Source organism: Streptomyces sp. MMBL 11-1, assembly GCF_028622875.1.
Lineage (GTDB): Bacteria > Actinomycetota > Actinomycetes > Streptomycetales > Streptomycetaceae > Streptomyces.
This window is the reverse complement of record NZ_CP117709.1, coordinates 6,159,202-6,179,485: the sequence shown is the minus strand read 5'-3', so window position 1 is coordinate 6,179,485 and position 20,284 is coordinate 6,159,202. Positions and strand designations below refer to the sequence as shown.

The 20,284-nt window shown below is 70.0% G+C and carries 13 protein-coding genes, 1 tRNA gene, 1 rRNA gene and 1 pseudogene; 3 read left to right on the top strand and 13 right to left on the bottom strand.

Features of this window, described 5'->3' with window-relative positions; genetic code table 11:
* The first annotated feature begins 89 nt into the window (after positions 1 to 89).
* Positions 90 to 1,001: an Fpg/Nei family DNA glycosylase gene (locus tag PSQ21_RS27610; protein WP_274033924.1), complete on the top strand. Its 912-nt coding sequence runs from the start codon at positions 90 to 92 to the stop codon at positions 999 to 1,001.
* Positions 1,002 to 1,045: 44 nt separating this feature from the next.
* Positions 1,046 to 1,366 (top strand): annotated as a pseudogene (locus tag PSQ21_RS27605) (SDR family NAD(P)-dependent oxidoreductase); the annotation flags it as partial.
* Here PSQ21_RS27605 and PSQ21_RS27600 read toward each other — a convergent pair.
* From PSQ21_RS27600 to PSQ21_RS27550, 11 genes are all read right to left on the bottom strand, one after another.
* Positions 1,299 to 1,595, bottom strand: a complete 297-nt coding sequence (locus PSQ21_RS27600; protein WP_274033923.1) for a hypothetical protein — start codon at positions 1,593 to 1,595, stop codon at positions 1,299 to 1,301. The pseudogene PSQ21_RS27605 and the gene PSQ21_RS27600 overlap by 68 nt on opposite strands.
* 170 nt (positions 1,596 to 1,765) lie before the next feature.
* Positions 1,766 to 1,945, bottom strand: a complete 180-nt coding sequence (locus tag PSQ21_RS27595; protein WP_274035971.1) for a CsbD family protein — start codon at positions 1,943 to 1,945, stop codon at positions 1,766 to 1,768.
* Positions 1,946 to 2,003: 58 nt separating this feature from the next.
* Positions 2,004 to 2,474, bottom strand: coding sequence for a Dps family protein (locus PSQ21_RS27590; RefSeq protein WP_032794264.1), 471 nt, complete (start codon positions 2,472 to 2,474; stop codon positions 2,004 to 2,006).
* 311 nt (positions 2,475 to 2,785) lie between these two features.
* Complete coding sequence (locus tag PSQ21_RS27585) at positions 2,786 to 3,175, bottom strand: helix-turn-helix domain-containing protein (RefSeq protein WP_274033922.1); 390 nt, start codon at positions 3,173 to 3,175, stop codon at positions 2,786 to 2,788.
* 109 nt (positions 3,176 to 3,284) lie between these two features.
* Positions 3,285 to 3,794, bottom strand: coding sequence for a CinA family protein (locus tag PSQ21_RS27580; protein WP_274033920.1), 510 nt, complete (start codon positions 3,792 to 3,794; stop codon positions 3,285 to 3,287).
* Positions 3,791 to 4,609, bottom strand: a complete 819-nt coding sequence (gene pgsA / locus PSQ21_RS27575; RefSeq protein ID WP_274033919.1) for a CDP-diacylglycerol--glycerol-3-phosphate 3-phosphatidyltransferase — start codon at positions 4,607 to 4,609, stop codon at positions 3,791 to 3,793. Before pgsA ends, PSQ21_RS27580 begins: the two co-directional genes overlap by 4 nt.
* Positions 4,606 to 6,087 carry a 30S ribosomal protein S12 methylthiotransferase RimO gene (rimO, locus tag PSQ21_RS27570; protein ID WP_274033918.1) on the bottom strand — a complete coding sequence of 494 codons (1,482 nt, stop codon included), beginning with the start codon at positions 6,085 to 6,087 and terminating at the stop codon, positions 4,606 to 4,608. The genes pgsA and rimO overlap by 4 nt, the downstream gene beginning before the upstream one ends.
* Positions 6,088 to 6,262: 175 nt before the next feature.
* Positions 6,263 to 7,063, bottom strand: coding sequence for a helix-turn-helix domain-containing protein (locus tag PSQ21_RS27565; protein WP_274033917.1), 801 nt, complete (start codon positions 7,061 to 7,063; stop codon positions 6,263 to 6,265).
* Positions 7,064 to 7,366: 303 nt separating this feature from the next.
* On the bottom strand, positions 7,367 to 10,201 hold the full coding sequence (locus PSQ21_RS27560) for a DNA translocase FtsK (RefSeq protein ID WP_274033916.1): 2,835 nt from the start codon (positions 10,199 to 10,201) through the stop codon (positions 7,367 to 7,369).
* A gap of 139 nt (positions 10,202 to 10,340) precedes the next feature.
* A complete protein-coding gene (locus PSQ21_RS27555) occupies positions 10,341 to 11,024 on the bottom strand; it encodes a response regulator (protein WP_097868171.1) in 684 nt (227 codons plus the stop codon).
* Between the two features lie 244 nt (positions 11,025 to 11,268).
* A complete protein-coding gene (locus tag PSQ21_RS27550) occupies positions 11,269 to 16,728 on the bottom strand; it encodes a HAMP domain-containing protein (RefSeq protein ID WP_274033912.1) in 5,460 nt (1,819 codons plus the stop codon).
* Positions 16,729 to 17,128: 400 nt separating this feature from the next.
* Here PSQ21_RS27550 and PSQ21_RS27545 point away from each other — a divergent pair, with 400 nt between their 5' ends.
* Positions 17,129 to 19,756 carry a SpoIIE family protein phosphatase gene (locus PSQ21_RS27545; RefSeq protein WP_274033910.1) on the top strand — a complete coding sequence of 876 codons (2,628 nt, stop codon included), beginning with the start codon at positions 17,129 to 17,131 and terminating at the stop codon, positions 19,754 to 19,756.
* A gap of 50 nt (positions 19,757 to 19,806) precedes the next feature.
* On the opposite strand, the gene PSQ21_RS27540 is transcribed toward PSQ21_RS27545, so the two are convergent.
* Positions 19,807 to 19,879, bottom strand: a tRNA-Thr gene (locus PSQ21_RS27540).
* A 263-nt stretch (positions 19,880 to 20,142) separates the two neighbouring features.
* Positions 20,143 to 20,259: ribosomal RNA gene (gene rrf, locus PSQ21_RS27535) — 5S ribosomal RNA — on the bottom strand.
* Positions 20,260 to 20,284 lie beyond the last annotated feature (25 nt).

Sequence of the window (20,284 nt, the reverse complement as noted above, 5' to 3'; positions counted from 1 at the left end):
CCGCCCGGACCGGCTGCGGTGCCGGACCGATGGCGGCTCGGGAGAGACCGGCGCACGCACGCATGCCTCTGAACGCCCATCATGGGGGCATGCCCGAAGGAGACACCGTCCTCCAGACCGCCGCCCGGCTCCACGAGGCTCTGGCCGGGCGGGTGCTGACCCGGTCGGACCTGCGCGTCCCCCGTTTCGCCACGGCCGACCTCTCCGGCCGGACCGTCCTGGACGTCACCGCGCGCGGCAAGCACCTGCTGACCCGCGTCGAGGGCGGCCTGACCCTGCACAGCCACCTCCGGATGGACGGCGCCTGGCGGGTGTACGCCCCGGACGAACGCTGGCGGGGCGGCCCGGGCCACCAGATCCGCGCGATCCTCGCCAACGCGGAGCACACCGCGGTCGGCTACCGGCTTCCGGTGCTCGAACTGCTGCGCACCAGCGAGGAGGACCGGGCCGTGGGCCACCTGGGTCCGGATCTGCTGGGCCCCGACTGGGATCCCGGCCTGGCCCTGGAGCGGCTGCTCGCCGCGCCGGGGCGCCCTCTCGGCGAGGCACTCCTGGACCAGCGCAACCTGGCGGGCATCGGCAATGTCTACAAATGTGAGCTGTGCTTCCTGGCCCGCGTCACGCCTTGGCTCCCCGTGGGCGCCCTCCCCGACGGCGTGCTCCCCCGGCTCGTCGCTCTCGCCGAGCGGCTGCTGCAGGCCAACCGCGACCGCCCCACCCGCACCACGACGATCACCTCCGAACTCCGCACCCCACCGCCACCCGGCCCGAAGGCGAGAACCGGAGCCGAGGCCGAGGCCGAGGCCGGAGCCGGGGCTGAGCGCCCGCGCGCCCGGGCAGCCGGCCCGGCCCGGCCACCCGTTCGCGTACAGGAGCGGCTGTACGTCTACGGGCGGGCCCGTCGCCCCTGTCTGCGCTGCGGGACCCCGATCCGTCTCGCCGACCAGGACGACCGGCCCACCTACTGGTGCCCCGGCTGCCAATCAGGCCCGACCCCGTAGTTGACGCCCCGTCAGCTCCGGTCGCATCGTCCCGTCGTGCCTCTCTCCGCTACAGCGTCGCGAAGGCCGCCGTGGTGCAGCTCACCGAGACGCTCGCCCCGGAGCTGGGGCCCCACGCCATACGGGTGAACGCCGCCGCGCCCGGCTGGATCCGTACGCCCATGACCGACCGGCACGACGCCGCGGACCGGCGCCGGACAGAGGCGACGGCGGCCCGGATCTCACCGCTGGGCCGGGTAGGCGAACCGGAGGACGTGGCACACACCGCGCCGCACCTGGCCTCCGACACCTCGGCCTTCATGACCGGTCAGATTCTCCAGTCGAACGGCGGCGTCGCCACGGCCTGGTGGACCGCCGTCCCGTGAACGACCTCAACGCACCCGACGGGCCGAGCAGACCCGACCGGCCAAGCCGCCCCAACGGGTTCACCGGCACGACCGACGCGACGTGGACCGGCAACAGACTCAGCCCCCAGCCACCCGCCGCCACCGCCCCCTCCACCAGCCCCGCCTGTTCCGGCCGCAGCACCAGCCGGAGCACCGCCCACCACCACAGCCCGCCGAAGACCAGCGCCGGCACCCATCGCCGTTTCATCGCTGCCTCCCGCGGCCGACGTCCTTTCCGGCAGTTTCCCCTGGCAGCGGCGGCGGTGCATCCAGAACGCCCGGCCGAGGAGTCACCCACACAGGAGTGCCCCCACCGGAACGGCGGGGGCACTCACGAGGCTCTGACGGCCCCCAACGGGGCCCTGATGCTGCGGGGAACTACCTGTCGTCGTCGTCCCTGCGGAGGGAGTCCTTGACGCCCTTCGCGCGGTCGCCGGCCTCGTCCACCGCACCCTTGGCCCGGCCCTTGGCCTGGTCGGCCTTGCCTTCGGACTCCTTGCGGCGGTCGCCGGTCAGCTTGCCGACCGCTTCCTTGCCCTTGCCCTTGAGCTTGTCCATGGCGCTGTCACCACTCACGATGTCGCTCCCTTTCGCTCGGACGTATGTCGCGCGCCGGTCAGGCGCTTTCCGCCTGGAACATCCAGGCGTGCTTCTCGAGCTCCGCTGTCAGCCCGATCAGCAGGTCCTGGGTGATCGGGTCCGGCTCGTCGGTCGCCTCGATGCGCTCCCGCATCCGGCCGATGACCACGCCCAGCGCGTCCACCAGGATCCGCACGGCGTCGGTGTCCTTGATCCAGCCCTCGGGCACGGAGGCGATCGCGGTCTCCTTGGCCACCGTGCCGGAGCGCCCGTCCGGGTTGACCCCGACGGCCGAGGCGCGCTCGGCGACCGTGTCGGAGTGCTGCCGGGCCGTGACGACGACGTCGTCGAGCTGAAGGTGCACGGAGCGGAAGCGCGGACCGACCACGTTCCAATGGACCTGCTTGGCCACCAGGGAGAGGTCGACGAGGTCGACCAGAGCGCCCTGCAGCGCCGTTCCCACGACCTTGAGGTCACTCTCGGACAACGTGCTCTTGACCACAGACATATGCGCTACTCCCATCCGTCAGCCGTTTCGCTGACCGTCTTGGTGCATCACCCACGATGGCACATATGAAGCAAAACGGTCATGTAAGCCTTGTCCTGCGTGTGCCCATCCGCCGAGGGCTCACACCTCCTGTGAGGCAGACGCGACTCACGGGACCACACGGGCCATACAGGCCACACGGGTCCTACAGGTCACACGCCCCACACGGAAGGTTCGGCCGGCACGTCGACTCCGGCTTCCCACGCGAAAGTCCCGGCCGACCCCGACAGGGGTCGACCGGGACACCGGTCGAGCAAACTGTGCCGCGTGGATCAGGCGGCGACGACGTCCACCGCTTCCGCGGGCGCCTTGATGGTCACCCGGCCCGACGGCACACCTGCGACCGACGAGACGGAGACGGAGTTGAGCATGGGACGAACCGGCACCGGGACCGGGACCGGATCACCGGCAGCTGCCGACTCGGCCAGCTCAGCGAGCGAGAGCTCGTCGCTCACTTCACGCATGAGCTCGGACATCCGTACGTCAAGCGCGTCGCAAATCGCGGAGAGCAGCTCGGAGGATGCCTCCTTCTGCCCCCGCTCCACCTCGGACAGATAACCGAGCGAGACCCGGGCGGACGAGGAGACTTCGCGCAGAGTACGGCCTTGGCGCTGGCGCTGCCGACGCAGCACGTCACCCAGCAGGCGACGGAGCAGAATCATCGGTGGCTCCCTCCTCGGACCGCGTAGCCGCATCCTTCACGCCCTACCGTACCGCCTTGTGCTGCGGCCGTGCGGGGAGCGATGTCGTGTTCACTCAGGGCTGCAAACATCAATTCCCCCCGTTCTGTTCCGTATCCTGTGCCCGCTCATTCTCACCGAGTTCGCCCGCGAGCAGTTCGAGGGCCCCTCGCACACTCTCACTACGGATATCCGCCCTCTCACCATTCAACCGCAGAGCCGTCACTTTCTCGACGCCGGAGGGTCCGGCCACGGCTACGTAGACCGTGCCGACCGGCTGCCCGTCCTGCGGTTCCGGTCCCGCGACCCCCGTGGTGGAGACGCCCCAGTCCGCTTCGAGGACCCGGCGCACACCGACCGCCATCCGCAGCGCGACGTCGGGGTCCACGGCGCCGCGCTCCGCCAGAAGGCTCCCGTCGACGCCCAGGACATCCCGTTTCACAGGGGTGGCGTATGCCGTCACCGATCCACGGAAGGACCGGGAGGCGCCGGGTACGGCGGTCAGGTCGGCGGCCACCAGGCCGCCCGTCAACGATTCGGCGACGGCGAGCGTCTCGCCCCGCGCTCCGAGAAGTCGGAGCACCCGGGCAGCGGCTGTCACCGCTCGGCCTCCGCGGCGTCGCGCGCCCCGGCGGCACCGCGTACGTCCTTCGCGCCGGCCACGGCTCCGGCGGCCTGGCCGGCGTCGGCGGCTCGGCCGGCACCGGCCGAGCGGGTCTCCGTGGCCTCTGTGGTCCGCTCGGCCTCTGCCGCCCGCTCGGCCGCGGCGACTCGCTCGGCGGCGAGGCCCTGGCGGCGCAGGACGACGGCCTGGCGTACGTAATCGAGTCCGGTGACGACCGTCAGCACGACGGCGACCATCATCACCCAGAAACGCAAGGTCGCCAGGGGCCCGGTGAGCACCAGGACGTACATCCCGGCCGCCGTCCCCTGCGCGAGCGTCTTCAGCTTGCCGCCTCTGCTGGCCGGGATCACCGCGTGCCGGATGACCCAGAACCGCATCAGCGTGATGCCCAGCTCACGGGCGAGGATCACACCGGTGATCCACCACGGCAGATCGCCCAGGACCGAGAGGGAGACCAGCGCCGCGCCCATGATCGCTTTGTCGGCGATGGGGTCGGCGATCTTCCCGAAGTCCGTGACCAGGTTGTAGGCCCGTGCCAGATGACCGTCGAACAGGTCGGTGATCATCGCGACGGCGAAGGCCGCCCAGGCGAACGCGCGCCAGGCCGGATCGGATCCGCCGTCGTGGAACAGCAGCAGGACGAACCCGGGCACGAGCAGCAGCCGCACCATGGTCAGGATGTTGGCGATGTTCCACAGGCCGGCCTGGCTGACGGCCGCAGTGCCCAGCTTTCCGCCGCGGACCGGCTTCGCGCCGGAACCGCCTGCCGCGGATGCCGGGACTCCGGTCATCTGGCTGCCTCCGCAAGCTCGTGGTGTTCGGCCACCAGGTCGACGCCCTCGGTGCCCACTGCCTTTGCCTCGACCATACGGCCCGGCACGAGTCCCTCGCGTGTGGTGAAGACCACCTGGCCATCGGTTTCGGGGGCCTGATGCGCCGCGCGCCCGATCGCGACCTCGCCGTCCTCCTCCGACTCCACGGACTCCACCAGCACCTGGAGGGTCTCGCCGACGCGCTCCTCGGCCCGCTGCGAGGTCAGCTCCTCGGCCAGCTGGGAGATGTGGGCGAGGCGCTCCGCGATGGTGTCGGCGTCGAGCTTGTTCTCGTAACCGACCGCCTCGGTGCCCTCCTCGTCCGAGTACCCGAAGACACCGATCGCGTCGAGGCGTGCACCGGTGAGGAAGCGTTCCAGCTCGGCGAGGTCCGCCTCGGTCTCGCCGGGGAAGCCGACGATGAAGTTGGAGCGGGCGCCGGCCTGGGGGGCCTTGCTCCGGATGGTGTCCAGGAGCTCCAGGAAGCGGTCGGTGTCGCCGAAGCGGCGCATCGCGCGCAGCACGCCGGGGGCGGAGTGCTGGAAGGAGAGGTCGAAGTACGGGGCGACCTTCGGCGTCGAGGTGAGGACGTCGATGAGGCCCGGGCGCATCTCGGCCGGCTGGAGGTAGCTGACCCGGATCCGCTCGATGCCGTCCACGTCGGCCAGCTCGGGCAGCAGGGTCTCCAGGAGGCGGATGTCGCCGAGGTCCTTCCCGTAGGAGGTGTTGTTCTCGGAGACGAGCATGACCTCCTTGACGCCCTGTTCGGCCAGCCAGCGGGTCTCCTGGAGCACGTCCGAGGGACGCCGCGAGATGAACGAGCCGCGGAAGGAGGGGATGGCGCAGAAGGAGCAGCGACGGTCGCAGCCGGAGGCGAGCTTCACCGAGGCGACGGGGCTGGTGCCGAGCCTGCGGCGCAGCGGCGCCCGCGGTCCGGAGACCGGCGCGACCCCCTCGGGAAGGTCCGCGGGGGCGGGGGCGGGCGTCTCCTGGGCGTGGCCGGGCAGCGCCACGGCGGCGTCCTGCCGCTCGGCCGGGCTGATCGGCAGCAGCTTGCGGCGGTCGCGCGGGGTGTGCGAGGCGTGGATGCCGCCGTTGAGGATGGTCTGGAGCCGGTCGGAGATGTCGGCGTAGTCGTCGAATCCGAGGACGCCGTCCGCCTCCGGCAGGGCCTCGGCGAGGTCCTTCCCGTAGCGCTCGGCCATGCAGCCGACGGCGACGACGGCCTGGGTGCGGCCGTGATCCTTCAGATCGTTGGCTTCGAGCAGGGCGTCGACGGAGTCCTTCTTGGCGGCTTCGACGAACCCACAGGTGTTGACGACTGCGACATCCGCGTCGGAGGCATCCTCGACGAGGTCCCAGCCGTCCGCTGCCAAGCGGCCTGCAAGCTCCTCCGAGTCCACCTCGTTACGGGCGCATCCAAGAGTGACAAGGGCGACGGTACGGCGTTCGGGCATGGACTCAAGACTACTTCGTTCCGGCGGCCCCCCTGCCGTGCAGGGTTACCGGCCCCTGCCGCCGCCCGTTTCCCCGCTACGGGGAGTGACAGAGGCCGGGTCGGGGAACGCCGACGGGCGTCCGGCACGAGGCCGGACGCCCGTCGGGACGTGTACGGAAGCGGAAGGCGGCGGATCAGCCCGCCTCGGGGTCGCCCTTGGTGTAGGAAAGCCGTTCGACCTGGCCCGGACCGAAGCGGTCCTCGACCTGCTTGCCGTTGACGAAGAGCTCGATCGCTCCGGCGTTGCCGAGGACGAGGTCGATGCGCTCCTTGTCCTGGAAGGTCTTGGACTCGCCCTTGAGCAGCAGCCCGTCGAAGAGCCGCCGCCCGTTGTGGTCCTTCGCGGAGATCCAGCTCTCGTCGCGGGTCGCGCTGAGCTTGACCGTCACCTTGTCCCGGGGGGCGGCGGCGATGGCGCTCTCGGAGGGCACGGGCTTGGGGTCGGAGGGCTTGGTGGCGGTGGGCTTCGCCACGGTCTTGTCGGGCTCGGCGCCCTCCGCGACCTGCGCGGTGTTCGAGGGTTCGTCCTCGCCGCTGAAGAGGGTGAAGCCGACGAACCCGATGACGGCGACGATGGCCGCGACCATGGCGGCGGTCCAGTTGGGCCGCCGGGGTTCGGAACGGATGCGTTCGGCTTCGAACAGCGGTGCCGCCGGGGTCGGTGCGGGGCGGCCGCCGTGATCGGCGTCGTACTCCTCGACCAGCGGTTCCGGATCGAGGCCGACGGCGCGGGCGAGCGTGCGGATGTGGCCGCGGGCGTAGACGTCGCCGCCGCAGCGGGAGAAGTCGTCCTGCTCGATCGCGTGCACGATGGGGATGCGCACCCGGGTGGAGCTGCTGACTTCCTCGACCGTCAGAGCCGCGGCGATACGAGCCTGCTGAAGGGCACGACCGATCGAAGGCCGGTCGTCTTCGGGGGAGTTGCCGATGGACACGGGGGCGCCTTTCGAGCGTGAGCCACCTGCTGGATGTTCAGTCTAGGGGGGGTACGAAAGGGAGGGGCAACCGGGAGGGACGACTTTGTACGCCATCGGGTTCGCCGGACGGCCCCGCCGCCGGCTCCGGGGCGGAGCGGGGACGGAGCACGGCCCCGATCGAGGACTGGGCAACCTGTAGTGGGCCGAACGGGGTGGAAGTACGGGTGGGGTGACGACGGAGCGAGCTGCGGGGAGGAGCACGGCTTCGTCCCTCCCTTCAACTGGACGTACGACCGTACGAAACGGTTGCCCACGAAACCTTTACGGAGCGGCTTCCCCGCGGATGACGGCCAACACCCCGTCGAGCTCGTCGGGTTTCACCATGACGTCGCGCGCCTTGGAGCCCTCGCTGGGGCCGACGATGTTGCGGGACTCCATCAGGTCCATCAGCCGGCCTGCCTTCGCGAAGCCGACCCGGAGCTTGCGCTGGAGCATCGAGGTCGATCCGAACTGGGTGGAGACGACCAGTTCGGCGGCCTGGCAGAGCAGGTCCAGGTCGTCGCCGATGTCCTCGTCGATCTCCTTCTTCTGTTTCGTGCCCACCACGACGTCGTCCCGGAAGACCGGGGCCATCTGGTCCTTGCAGTGCTGGACGACGGCGGCGACCTCGTCCTCGGTGACGAAGGCGCCCTGCATACGGGTGGGTTTGTTGGCGCCCATCGGGAGGAAGAGCCCGTCACCCTTGCCGATGAGCTTCTCGGCGCCGGGCTGGTCGAGGATGACCCGGCTGTCGGCGAGGGAGGAGGTGGCGAAGGCGAGCCGGGAGGGGACGTTGGCCTTGATCAGGCCGGTCACCACGTCGACCGAGGGCCGCTGGGTGGCGAGCACCAGGTGGATGCCGGCCGCGCGGGCCAGCTGGGTGATACGGACGATCGAGTCCTCGACGTCGCGCGGGGCCACCATCATCAGGTCGGCCAGCTCGTCGACGATCACCAGCAGGTACGGGTACGGGGACAACTCCCGCTCGCTGCCCTCGGGCGCCTTGCACTTGCCGTTGCGGACCGCGTGGTTGAAGTCGTCGATGTGCCGGTACCCGAAGTTGGCGAGGTCGTCGTAGCGCAGGTCCATCTCCCGCACGACCCACTGGAGCGCCTCGGCGGCCTTCTTCGGGTTGGTGATGATCGGAGTGATGAGGTGGGGAATGCCCTCGTACGCGGTGAGCTCGACGCGCTTGGGGTCGACGAGGACCATCCGTACGTCGTCGGGGGTGGCCCGCACCATGATCGAGGTGATCAGGCAGTTGATGCAGGAGGACTTGCCGGAACCGGTGGCGCCGGCGACCAGGACGTGCGGCATCTTGGCGAGGTTGGCCATCTCGTAGCCGCCCTCGACGTTCTTGCCGAGCGCCACGAGCATCGGGTGGTCGTCCTCGGCCGCGTCCGCGAGGCGCAGCACATCGCCGAGGTTGACCATCTCGCGGTCGGAGTTGGGGATCTCGATGCCGACGGCGGACTTGCCGGGGATCGGCGAGATGATCCGCACGTCCGGGCTGGCCACGGCGTAGGCGATGTTCTTGGCCAGTGCCGTGATCTTCTCGACCTTCACGGCGGGGCCGAGCTCGATCTCGTAGCGGGTGACGGTCGGGCCCCGGGTGAACCCGGTGACCGCGGCGTCGACCTTGAACTCGGTGAAGACGTTGGTCAGCGAGGCGACGACCGCGTCGTTGGCGGCGCTGCGGGTCTTGCCCGGTCCGCCGCGCTCCAGCAGGTCGAGCGAGGGCAGCGAGTACGTGATGTCGCCGGAGAGCTGGAGCTGCTCGGCGCGGGCGGGCAGGCCCTCGGCGCGCTCCGGCGCGGGCTTCGTCAGGTCGGGAACGGCGCCGGACCGGCCGGAGACGTCACCGGAACGGTCACCGCCGGCCGCGTCGTCGGCGGCCCCGGACCGGCCCTGCCCACGCCCGGCCCCGGTCCTCCCCGTGCCGTCCCGCTCGGCCTCCCGGGCCCCGGGGACGGGCGTCCCGGTGCGCTCCCGGTCCGTGGAGACGCCCTGGGTCAGGTCGGCGACGATCGGTGAGGGCGGCATGCCGTTGAGCACGGCTCCGTCGAGGGCGGCGGCAGCGGCAGCGGCGACGTCCACCGCGTCCAGCGGCCGGTTCATCGCGGGCTGCGCGGAGGGCCTGCGGGACCTCCTGCGCTTGGTGAGCGCTTCCGCCTCGGCCTGGTCGTGATCGTGGACGGGGTCCGCGTCCGGGCGCCGCGTGCCACGCCGACGCGTCCGCTCGGGCAGCGCCTCGCGCCACTGTTCGTCGTAACGCTCGTCGTCGTCCTCGTATCCCTCGGCGGCCTCGGGCGCCGGTTCCACGATGCCGAGGCGGACCCCGAGCTGACGCAGCCGCTGCGGAATGGCGTTGACCGGGGTGGCGGTGACGACGAGGAGCCCGAACACGGTCAGCAGCACCAGCAGCGGTACGGCGAGGACCTCGCCCATCATGAAGATCAGCGGCTTGGAGGTGGCCCAGCCGATCAGCCCGCCCGCGTCCTGCATCGCCTCGGTGCCCGCGTCCCGGCCCGGCGAACCGCAGGCGATGTGGACCTGGCCGAGCACTCCGATGACCAGGGCGGACAGCCCGATGACGATACGGCCGTTGGCGTCGGGCCGCTCGGGGTACAGGATCAGCCGCACCGCCATCGCGCCCAGCAGTATCGGCGCGAGCAGGTCGAGCCGGCCGAAGGCCCCGGTCACCAGCATCTCCACCAGGTCGCCGACCGGTCCCTGGAGATTGGACCAGGTGCCCGCGGCGACGATCAGCGCCAGACCGAGCAGCAGCAGAGCGAGCCCGTCCTTGCGGTGCGCGGGGTCAAGTCCCTTGGCCCCGCGCCCTATCGAGCGGAACAGCGCGCCGATGCCGTGCGCCGCCCCGAGCCAGACCGCCCGCACCAGCCGGTAGACGCCCCCGGTGGGCGACGGCGCGGGTTTGGGCGCGGGCTTCTTGGCCGCCGTCTTCTTCGGGGGCGCCTTCTTCGGGGGCGCGGCCGACTTCTTGGGCGCGGTCTTCTTGGCGGGCGCGGCTTTCTTCGCCGGGCCCGAGGTACGGCCGACGCGCTTCGCGGTGCCCGCCGTGCCCTGGGAACCCTTGCCGGACGTACGTGAGGCCATGGTGCCGAGGTTACCGCTGTCGTCGCCCGTGAACACGTTCGCCTACTGGTTCACCCGACCGTGTCGCCTCCGGGCGGCAGGGAACTGACGTCGCCTCACGGCGGCGGCGGGCGCGCGCCGACGGGAGGGGCGGGAATCGTCAGCTCTGTGCGGGCAGTACGCCCGTACCCCCGCCGGTGCCCGGCTCCAGCGCGTCGAGCGCGCGGCGCAGGCCGGTCAGCTTGCGTTCGAGGTGGGCGGCGGTGGCCACCGCCGCGGCGTCCGCGGATTCGTCGTCGAGCTGCTTGGAGAGCGCTTCCGCCTGTTCCTCGACCGCCGCGAGCCGCGCGGAGAGTTCGGCCAGCAGACCGGTCGGCTCCTTCTCGTGCTCGCCACCCGCGTGGCCGTCGCCCTCCAACTGGAGGCGCAGCAGAGCGGCCTGCTCGCGAAGCTTGCAGTTCTTCATGTAGAGCTCGACGAAGACCGAGACCTTGGCCCGCAGCACCCACGGGTCGAACGGCTTCGAGATGTAGTCCACCGCGCCGGCCGCGTAACCGCGGAAGGTGTGATGCGGACCGTGGTTGATCGCGGTGAGGAAGATGATCGGGATGTCCCGGGTCCGCTCCCGCCGCTTGATGTGCGCGGCGGTCTCGAAACCGTCCATGCCCGGCATCTGGACGTCCAGCAGAATGACCGCGAAGTCGTCCGTGAGCAGCGCTTTGAGCGCCTCCTCCCCTGACGATGCCCGGACCAGTGTCTGATCGAGCGCAGAGAGGATGGCCTCCAGCGCCAGCAGATTCTCCGGCCGGTCATCGACCAGGAGGATCTTGGCCTTCTGTACCATGGCCCGCCCTCCTCGCCCCGGAAATGCACCGGGTGCCGCCCCAGGGGACGACTCCCTTACGCCGTCCGTCCTTGTGCCGGTCATGGTAGCCGCACCCCGCCCGTCACCACACCCTGTCACCGCGATGTCACTGTGCACATACCGCAAACGCGGTGGGAGACCAGAAGGTTCCCCGAATACAGCGCGTTCACACCCGCATGAGCACAGTCGGTCAACAATTCACGCTCATTCGTTCCACACTCCATCACTCTCCGTGCATCCACTGCTCCATCACCGCAAGCAAGTGATCAGGATCGACCGGCTTCGTCACATAGTCGGAAGCCCCGCATTCGATGGCCTTCTCCCGGTCGCCCTTCATCGCCTTCGCGGTGAGCGCGACGATCGGCAGCCCGGCGAACTGCGGCATCCGACGGATCGCGGTCGTCGTCGCGTAACCGTCCATCTCGGGCATCATGATGTCCATCAGCACGACCGTCACATCGTCGTGCTGCTCCAGGACTTCGATGCCCTCACGGCCGTTCTCCGCGTACAGCACCGCCAGCCCGTGCTGCTCCAGCACGCTGGTGAGCGCGAAGACGTTACGGATGTCGTCGTCGACGATGAGGACCTTCTCACCGCGGAAGCGGAACGTCCGCCGGGGTTCCCGGTCCTGCGCCGCGGCCTCGCCCTGGACCTGGCTCTCGTCCTGGCTCCCCTGCACCCACTCCTCCTGCTGCGGGGAGCTTTCGGACGTGGTCCGGCCGGCCGGCAGCGCGGCCCTACGGGCCGCGTCCCCCAGGGCCTTGCGGCGCCGCCGGAACATCCCCGCGGAGTTGGCCGGGTCGCCGTACGGAGCCGACTGGCCCTGCGGGGACTGCGCGTGCCCCATCTCTCCCGCACCGCCCAGCACCTCGGCCGAACCGGAACCCACCGGGGGGAAGCCCTGGGGCGGCAGTTCGGCGCGGTGCAGCGGCAGGTACAGGGTGAAGGTGGAACCGCGTCCCGGCTCGCTCGCGGCGTGGATCTCGCCGCCGAGCAGCCGCGCGATCTCCCGGCTGATGGAGAGACCGAGGCCGGTGCCGCCGTACTTCCGGCTCGTCGTGCCGTCCGCCTGCTTGAACGCCTCGAAGATCACCAGCATCTTGCTGGACGCGATCCCGATCCCGGTGTCGGTGACCGAGAAGGCGATCAGATCGGCGTCCGCGTCCCGCAGCGAACCGGCTTCCAGCAGGTGCTCCCGGATCGCGTTCGGCACATCGGCGCCGGCCGGCCGGATCACCAGCTCCACCGCACCGCTGTCGGTGAACTTCACCGCGTTGGAGAGCAGGTTGCGCAGCACCTGGAGCAGCCGCTGCTCGTCGGTGTGCAGCGTCGCGGGAAGCTCCGGCGACACCCGTACGGAGAAGTCGAGCCCCTTCTCCGCCGTGAGCGGTCGGAAGGTGGCCTCCACGTAGTCGACCAGCTGGACCAGCGCGATCCTGGTCGGGCTGACGTCCATCTTGCCCGCCTCGACCTTCGACAGGTCGAGGATGTCGTTGATCAGCTGGAGCAGGTCGGAACCGGCCCCGTGAATCGTCTCGGCGAACTCCACCTGCTTCGGCGAGAGGTTGCCCTCGGCGTTGTCCGCCAGCAACTTGGCGAGGATCAGCAGCGAGTTGAGCGGCGTGCGCAGCTCGTGCGACATGTTCGCCAGGAACTCGGACTTGTAGCGCATCGAGACCGCGAGCTGCTCGGCCCGCTCCTCCAGCACCTGCCGTGCCTCCTCGATCTCGGTGTTCTTCACCTCGATGTCGCGGTTCTGCTGGGCCAGCAGCTCGGCCTTCTCCTCCAGTTCGGCGTTGGACGCCTGGAGGGCCTTCTGCCGGTTCTCCAACTCCTGCGAGCGGTCCCGCAGCTGTTCGGTCAGCTCCTGCGACTGCTCCAGGAGTTTCTCGGTCTTGGTGTTGACGCTGATCGTGTTGACGCTCGTCGCGATCATCTCGGCGAGCTGGTTGAGGAAGTCCCGCTGGATATGCGTGAACGGCTGGAAGGAGGCCAGTTCGATCACGCCGAGGACCTTGCCCTCGAAGAGCACCGGCAACACGATCACATGCGCCGGAGGGGCCTCGCCCAGCCCGGAGGAGATCTTCAGATAGCCCGGCGGCACGTTGTCCACCTGGATCGTCCGCTTCTCCTCGGCCGCCGTCCCGATGAGCGTCTCACCGGGCCGGAACGAGGTCGGCATCGAACCCGCCGAGTAGCCGTAACTCCCCCGCATCCGCAGCTCGTAGGCGTCGGCCGCACCGTCGTCCGGACCCACCTCGTCCGAGTCGCCCGTGGCCATCGCCAGGAAGAACGCGCCGTGCTGCGCCGAGACCACCGGCGTCAGCTCGCTCATGATCAGCGAGGCCACGTCGTCCAGATCGCGGCGGCCCTGCATCAGACCGGAGATCCGGGCCAGGTTGCCCTTCAGCCAGTCCTGCTCCTTGTTGGCGAGGGTGGTGTCGCGCAGGTTCGCGATCATCGTGTTGATGTTGTCCTGGAGGACCTGGATCTCGCCGGCCGCGTCCACGTCGATCTTCAGATTCAGATCGCCGCGGGTCACCGCGGTGGCGACGGCCGCGATGGCGCGGACCTGACGGGTCAGGTTCCCGGCCATCTCGTTCACCGACTCGGTGAGGTCGCGCCAGGTCCCGTCGACGTCCCGTACTCGCGCCTGACCGCCCAGCTGCCCCTCGGTGCCCACCTCACGGGCCACCCGGGTCACCTGCTCCGCGAACGAGGACAGCTGATCGACCATCGTGTTGATGGTGTTCTTCAGCTCCTGGATCTCACCGCGCGCGTCGATGTCGATCTTCTTGGTCAGGTCGCCCTTGGCGATGGCGGTCGTGACCGTGGCGATCTGCCGCACCTGACCGGTCAGATTGGAGGCCATCGAGTTCACGGACTCCGTGAGGTCCTTCCACGTACCGGCGACTCCCGGCACCCGCGCCTGGCCGCCCAGTTCACCTTCCGTGCCCACCTCACGGGCCACGCGCGTGACCTCGTCGGCGAACGAGGACAGCGTCGTCACCATCGTGTTGACGGTGTCGGCCAGCTCAGCGACCTCGCCGCGCGCCTCCACCGTGACCTTCTTCGTCAGATCACCGTTGGCGACCGCCGAGGAGACCCGGGAGATGTTGCGCACCTGGCTGGTCAGGTTGTTGGCCATCAGGTTGACGTTCTCGCTGAGGTCCTTCCAGATGCCGGTCGCCCCGCGCACCCGTGCCTGACCGCCGAGAATGCCCTCGGTACCCACCTCGCGGGCCACGCGCGAGACCTCGTCCGCGAAGTTCAGCAGCTGGTCGACCATGGTGTTGACGGTCGTGACCAGTTCGAGGATCTCGCCCTTGGCGTCGACGGTGATCTTCTTGGAGAGATCACCCTTGGCGACCGCGGTGGTGACCTCGGCGATGTTGCGGACCTGGAGGGTCAGGTTGTTCGCCATGCCGTTGACGGACTGGGTGAGGTCCTTCCACGTACCGGAGACCCCCTGAACCTCGGCCTGACCGCCGAGGATGCCCTCCGTGCCCACTTCGCGGGCGACCCGGGTCACCTGCTCCGCGAAGTTGGACAGCTGGTCCACCATCGTGTTGAGGGTGTTCTTGAGCTCCAGGATCTCGCCCCGGGCGTCCACGTCGATCTTCTGCGACAGGTCACCGCGCGCCACCGCCGTGGCGACCTGCGCGATGTTACGGACCTGAGCGGTGAGGTTCCCGGCCATACCGTTCACCGAATCGGTGAGATCACGCCACACCCCGGCCACACCGGGCACCTGCGCCTGACCGCCGAGACGCCCGTCCGTGCCCACCTCGCGCGCGACCCGGGTGACCTGGTCGGCGAAGGCGGAGAGCTGGTCGACCATCGTGTTGATGGTGTTCTTGAGCTCCAGGATCTCGCCCCGGGCGTCCACGTCGATCTTCTGCGACAGGTCGCCCCGCGCCACCGCCGTCGTCACCTGGGCGATCTGCCTCACCTGAGAGGTGAGATTGCCGGCCATGAAGTTGACGGAGTCCGTGAGTTCCTTCCACGTACCCGACACACCGTCCACGCGCGCCTGCCCGCCGAGGCGGCCCTCGGTGCCCACGTCCCGGGCCATCCGCGTCACCTGGTCGGCGAAGCTGGACAGCTGCGCCACCATCGTGTTGACGGTGTTCTTCAGCTCCAGCATCTCCCCGGCCACGTCCACGGTGACCTTCTGCGACAGGTCACCGTTCGCGACCGCGGTGGTGACCTGCGCGATGTCCCGGACCTGGCCGGTCAGGTTGCGGAACGCGGTGTTCACCGAGTCGGTGAGGTCCTTCCACGTCCCCGCTGCCCCCGGCACCTCGGCCTGGCCCCCGAGCCGGCCCTCGACGCCGACCTCCCGGGCCACGCGGGTCACCTCGGAACCGAACGACTGAAGCTGGTCCACCATCGTGTTGACGGTGTTCTTCAGCTCCAGCATCTCCCCGGCCACGTCGACCGTGACCTTCTGCGACATGTCGCCGCTGGCCACCGCCGTCGTCACCTGCGCGATGTCGCGCACCTGGGTCGTCAGATTCCTGAAGACCGTGTTCACCGAGTCGGTGAGGTCCTTCCAGGTCCCGGCCGCACCCGGCACCTGCGCCTGCCCGCCGAGCAGCCCCTCGCCGCCGACCTCGCTCGCCACCCGGGTCACCTCGTCGGCGAAGGTGCGCAGCGTCTCGGTCATCTGGTTGATCGTCTCGGCGAGCTGCGCGACCTCGCCGCGCGCGCTCACCGTGACCTTCTGCGTCAGGTCACCGCTGGCGACCGCCGTCGTCACCTCCGCGATCCCGCGCACCTGGGAGGTGAGGTTGCCCGCCATCGTGTTGACGGAGTCGGTGAGGTCCTTCCACACGCCCGCCACACCCGGCACGGTCGCCTGGCCGCCCAGCTCGCCCTCCGTACCCACCTCACGGGCGACGCGTGTCACCTCTGAGGAGAACGAGGACAACTGATCGACCATCGTGTTGACGGTGTTCTTCAGCTGGAGCATCTCGCCGGCCACGTGGACGGTGACCTTCCGCGACAGATCACCCTTGGCGACCGCCGTCGTCACCAGCGCGATGTCCCGCACCTGGGCCGTCAGCCGGTACGCCATGGTGTTGACGGAGTCCGTGAGGTCCTTCCAGGACCCGGACATCCCGCGCACCTGCGCCTGCCCGCCGAGCTTGCCCTCGGTACCCACCTCGACGGCGACCCGGGTCACCTGCTCGGTGAAGACCGACAGCTGGTCGACCAGGTTGTTGACCGTACGGGCGACCTTCAGGAACTCGCCGCGCAGCGGCCGGACCGTCTCGTCCGTCGTGTGCGACCGCAGCTCCATCCGCTGCTCCAGATCACCGTCGGCGACCGCCGACAGCACCCGGCCCACTTCGGAGACCGGTCGCGCGAGATCGTCGACGAGCTCGTTGGAGGCGTCGATCGCGGCGGCCCAGGAACCCTCGCAGGCGCCCGTCTCCAGCCGCTCCGTGAGCTTTCCCTCCCGGCCGACCACGCGCCGCACCCGGGCCAGCTCACCGGTGAGGTGGAGGTTGCGGTCCGCGACCTCGTTGAAGACCGCGGAGATCTCCGTCATCACACCGTCGCCGGAGACGGTGAGCCGCCGGCGGAAGTTGCCGTCGCGCATCGCCACGAGGCCGGCGAGCAGCCTGTTCAGAGCTGCCGCGTCCACTTCGACGGTGCCATTGCGCTGCTTTTTCACGGACTGTCCGCCTTTTGTACGCGCCTTCGAACCCTGCGCCGCCACGCCAGACTCCACCGTGTCCCTCCCGCAGGGGTTGACCGTTTCACTCGGGCCTATCAGGAAGCTTGCCCAGTTCCACTTTGGCTCACCGCCACAGCACACCGTCAACGGGCGACCGGGCGGACGTCAAATCGTTGCAACGTACCAGGCCGGGACAGGTCGGCGAGCAACCTGTCCCGGTTGCCCCCCATCCCCTGTACCGGGAGTCCATACTTGTGCGCCCGCGCACCACTGCCGGAACGTCCTGTCCCGAACTCGGCCCTCGTGTAACCGGCACCCTTGACGAACGTCTAGCCTGGCAAGCGAATCGAAGCGGCGATAAACGGGCACAGGACTCGGGAAAGCGACGAGACACCATATGGGGAGTGCTGTGATCACCGCGCGCGCGGCCGCCACCTTCGAACCGGTCGGGCGCTCCGTCGCGACCGCCCGCGCCTTCGTCCGGGACACGCTCCAGGGGTGGGGCTACAACGATGTCGTCGACGACGCCGTCGTCCTCACCAGTGAACTCGTGACCAACGCCGTCGTGCACGCGGGGACGGCGGCCGACGTGCTGTGCCTGCGCAGCGGGGACGGCGTCCGCATCGAGGTCGCCGACCACTATCCGGAACGCGAGGTCCCGCTCCAGAGCAACGGCCTCGACTTCGGCAGCCCCGACCGCGAGAACGGCCGCGGTCTGCTGCTCTGCGCCGCCCTGGCCTCCCGCTGGGGCGTCGAGTACTCCCCCACCCGTAAGCACGTCTGGTTCCAGCTGGACCTGCCCGACCGGCCGGTGGGCATCCGCTCGGCGGGCCCCGTCCTGCCCACCTCGCTGCTCCCCGTCACCGACCAGCGGGTCCGGGTCGCCGTCGTCCAGATCGACAGCACCGGCGCGATCAGCGCGTGGAACGACGACGCCACGTACGTCTTCGGGCACACCGCGGAGCAGGTCACCGGCAAGCAGTTCACCGACTTCGTGGCCTGGCCGCACACCCCCGGGACCAACACCGGCATCGCCGACGCCCTCCAGCTCTCGCGCTGGGAGGGCAGCTACGGAATCCGCGGTGCCGACGGCCGGACCATCGCCGTCTACTCCTCGCACCTGCGGGTCCGCGACACCGACGGCGAACCGTCCACGGTCTGCCTCCTGGTCCGCGACGACGAGCGCGCCGTGCTCCAGTCCCCCGTCCGCACCCCGGTCTCCGACACCTCGTCCGACCACCGCACCGCGGACCCGTTCGAGGTCTTCATCGGCTCCCCGGCCCCCGACGACCTCGACGGCCTCCTCCAGCGGACGGTCGAGCGGGCACGCGACATGCTCGATGCCGACGCGGCGTTCCTCCTGCTCGCCACGGACGACGAGACGGAGCTGGAGGTCCGCGCCACCACAGGCCTCCCCTCGGCCCGCCAGCGCTTCGCCCGCGTCCCCGTCGAAGCCGGGACGGGACGCTACGGCTCCGCCCGGATGCCGGCCGTTCACGAGGACCTCACGGCCGTTCCCGGCGCCGTGCCCCTGCTCACCGACACCGGGATGCGCTCGGTCGTCACGGTCCCGCTGAAGGTCGAGGGCCGCCTCACCGGTTCCCTCGGCGTCGCGGCGGAAGGCGCGGGCCGCTACACCAACGAGGAGGCCCTGCGCCTCCAGTTCGCGGCGGACCGCATCGCGCTGGCCGTGGAGTCCGCCCGCCTCGGCGAGCTGGAACGGCTGCGCCGCGGCTCCCTGTCCTTCCTCGTCGAGGCCTCCGACCTGCTGGCCGGCACGCTCGACCGGGACCAGACCCTGGCCCTCATGGCCCAGATGACGGTCCCGACCCTGGCCACCTGGTGCGCTGTCTACACGATCGCGGACCAGTCCTCCGACCCGTACCTCTCGTACGTGCTCCACGAGGACGAGGACCTCATCGACGGGCTCAAGGCCCTGCTCTCCAGGATCGCCCCGCCGGATCCGGTACCGACTCCGGGCGCCCGTGTCTGGGCCGCCCCCTCGGAGGCCGGCCACCGCGCGGCGCTGAGCACCTCGACCCGCAGCCTGCAACGCGACGCACCGCTGAGCATGAGCACGGCCACCCGCACCATCCTCGCCACGGCCCAGGCGGTCGGCGGCGAGACGGTGGTTCTCCCGCTGGTCGCCCGCAACCGCGTGATCGGCATGCTGACGCTCGGGAAGCCCTCGGACGACCACTTCCGCCAGGAGATCCTGGAACTGGCCGAGGACCTTTCCCGCAGGGCCGCTCTGGCCCTGGACAACGCCCGCCTGTACTCGGAGCGCATGGCGATCAGCCAGTCCCTCCAGCGCAGCCTGCTGCCCCCGGGCCTCCCCGACGTGCCGAACGTCGAGATCGAGGTCATCTACCGCGCCGCGGGCGAGGGCAACGAGGTCGGCGGCGACTTCTACGACGTCTTCCCGATCAGCGACGGCGCGTACGGCTTCGCCATCGGCGACGTGTGCGGTACGGGCCCGGAGGCCGCCGCCGTCACGGGCCTGGCCCGCCACGCGCTGCGCCTGCTCGCCCGCGAGGGCTTCGGCGGTCCGGCGGTCCTGGAGCGCCTCAACGCGGCGATCCTCGACGAGGGCGCCCGCAGCCGCTTCCTGACCCTCCTGTACGGCGAGCTGTGGCCCCAGGAGGACGGCAGCGCCCTCCTGAAGGTCGTCTGCGCCGGCCACCCCCTGCCGCTGCGCCTGTGGCAGGACGGCTCCGTCGAGTCCGCCGCGGAACCCCAGCCCCTGCTGGGTGTCATCGAGGACCTCGACCTGTACGAACAGGAGGTCGTCCTCAACCCGGGCGATGTCCTCCTGTGTGTCACGGACGGCGTCACCGAACGCCGCGAGGGAAGCCGCATGCTGGGCGACGACGGCCTCGCGGACGTCCTGTCGACCTGTACGGGTCTGACGGCCGGAGCGGTCGCCTCACGCATTCTGCGGGCCGTGGAACGCTTCGCGGCCGAGCCCGCCTCGGACGACATGGCGATTCTGGCCATGCGCGTCCCGGAACCGCCCCTCGTCTGACCTCAACGTGAAAGGCCCCCGCCGTGGCGGGGGCCTTTCGCTTTTCTCTGAGCCCCAATGCGGAATCGAACCGCAGACCTTCTCCTTACCATGGAGACGCTCTACCGACTGAGCTATTGGGGCCTCGCTGCGCTGTGGCAACGAGGTAAACCATACACGGGATCCGGGGATGCCCAAAATCCCGGCCGACCTGGGGCAGCCGCTCTCGGCCGGTCTCTCCCAACAGGCTTCCGCGAGCCACCCGACCTCCCCCTGGCGACGCAGGCGGGCAAGGGGGGGTAGGGCGCGCGCGTCCCACGGCTCGCACGACCCGCTCGGCTCGCCGATCGAGCCTGAAACGCAGGAAAGCCCCGCACCAAATGGTGCGGGGCTTTCCCGGAAAAATTGTTCGGCGGCGTCCTACTCTCCCACAGGGTCCCCCCTGCAGTACCATCGGCGCTGAAAGGCTTAGCTTCCGGGTTCGGAATGTAACCGGGCGTTTCCCTAACGCAATGACCACCGAAACACTATGAAATTAACCAACACCGG

Excerpts from the sequence above, each read along its gene's own strand:
- PSQ21_RS27610 (WP_274033924.1), top strand. The coding sequence starts at position 90 with ATGCCCGAAGGAGACACCGTCCTCCAGACCGCCGCCCGGCTCCACGAG.
- PSQ21_RS27600 (WP_274033923.1), bottom strand. The coding sequence starts at position 1,595 with ATGAAACGGCGATGGGTGCCGGCGCTGGTCTTCGGCGGGCTGTGGTGG.
- PSQ21_RS27595 (WP_274035971.1), bottom strand. The coding sequence starts at position 1,945 with ATGGACAAGCTCAAGGGCAAGGGCAAGGAAGCGGTCGGCAAGCTGACC.
- PSQ21_RS27590 (WP_032794264.1), bottom strand. The coding sequence starts at position 2,474 with ATGTCTGTGGTCAAGAGCACGTTGTCCGAGAGTGACCTCAAGGTCGTG.
- PSQ21_RS27585 (WP_274033922.1), bottom strand. The coding sequence starts at position 3,175 with ATGATTCTGCTCCGTCGCCTGCTGGGTGACGTGCTGCGTCGGCAGCGC.
- pgsA (WP_274033919.1), bottom strand. The coding sequence starts at position 4,609 with ATGACCGGAGTCCCGGCATCCGCGGCAGGCGGTTCCGGCGCGAAGCCG.
- rimO (WP_274033918.1), bottom strand. The coding sequence starts at position 6,087 with ATGCCCGAACGCCGTACCGTCGCCCTTGTCACTCTTGGATGCGCCCGT.
- PSQ21_RS27560 (WP_274033916.1), bottom strand. The coding sequence starts at position 10,201 with ATGGCCTCACGTACGTCCGGCAAGGGTTCCCAGGGCACGGCGGGCACC.
- PSQ21_RS27555 (WP_097868171.1), bottom strand. The coding sequence starts at position 11,024 with ATGGTACAGAAGGCCAAGATCCTCCTGGTCGATGACCGGCCGGAGAAT.
- PSQ21_RS27545 (WP_274033910.1), top strand. The coding sequence starts at position 17,129 with ATGGGGAGTGCTGTGATCACCGCGCGCGCGGCCGCCACCTTCGAACCG.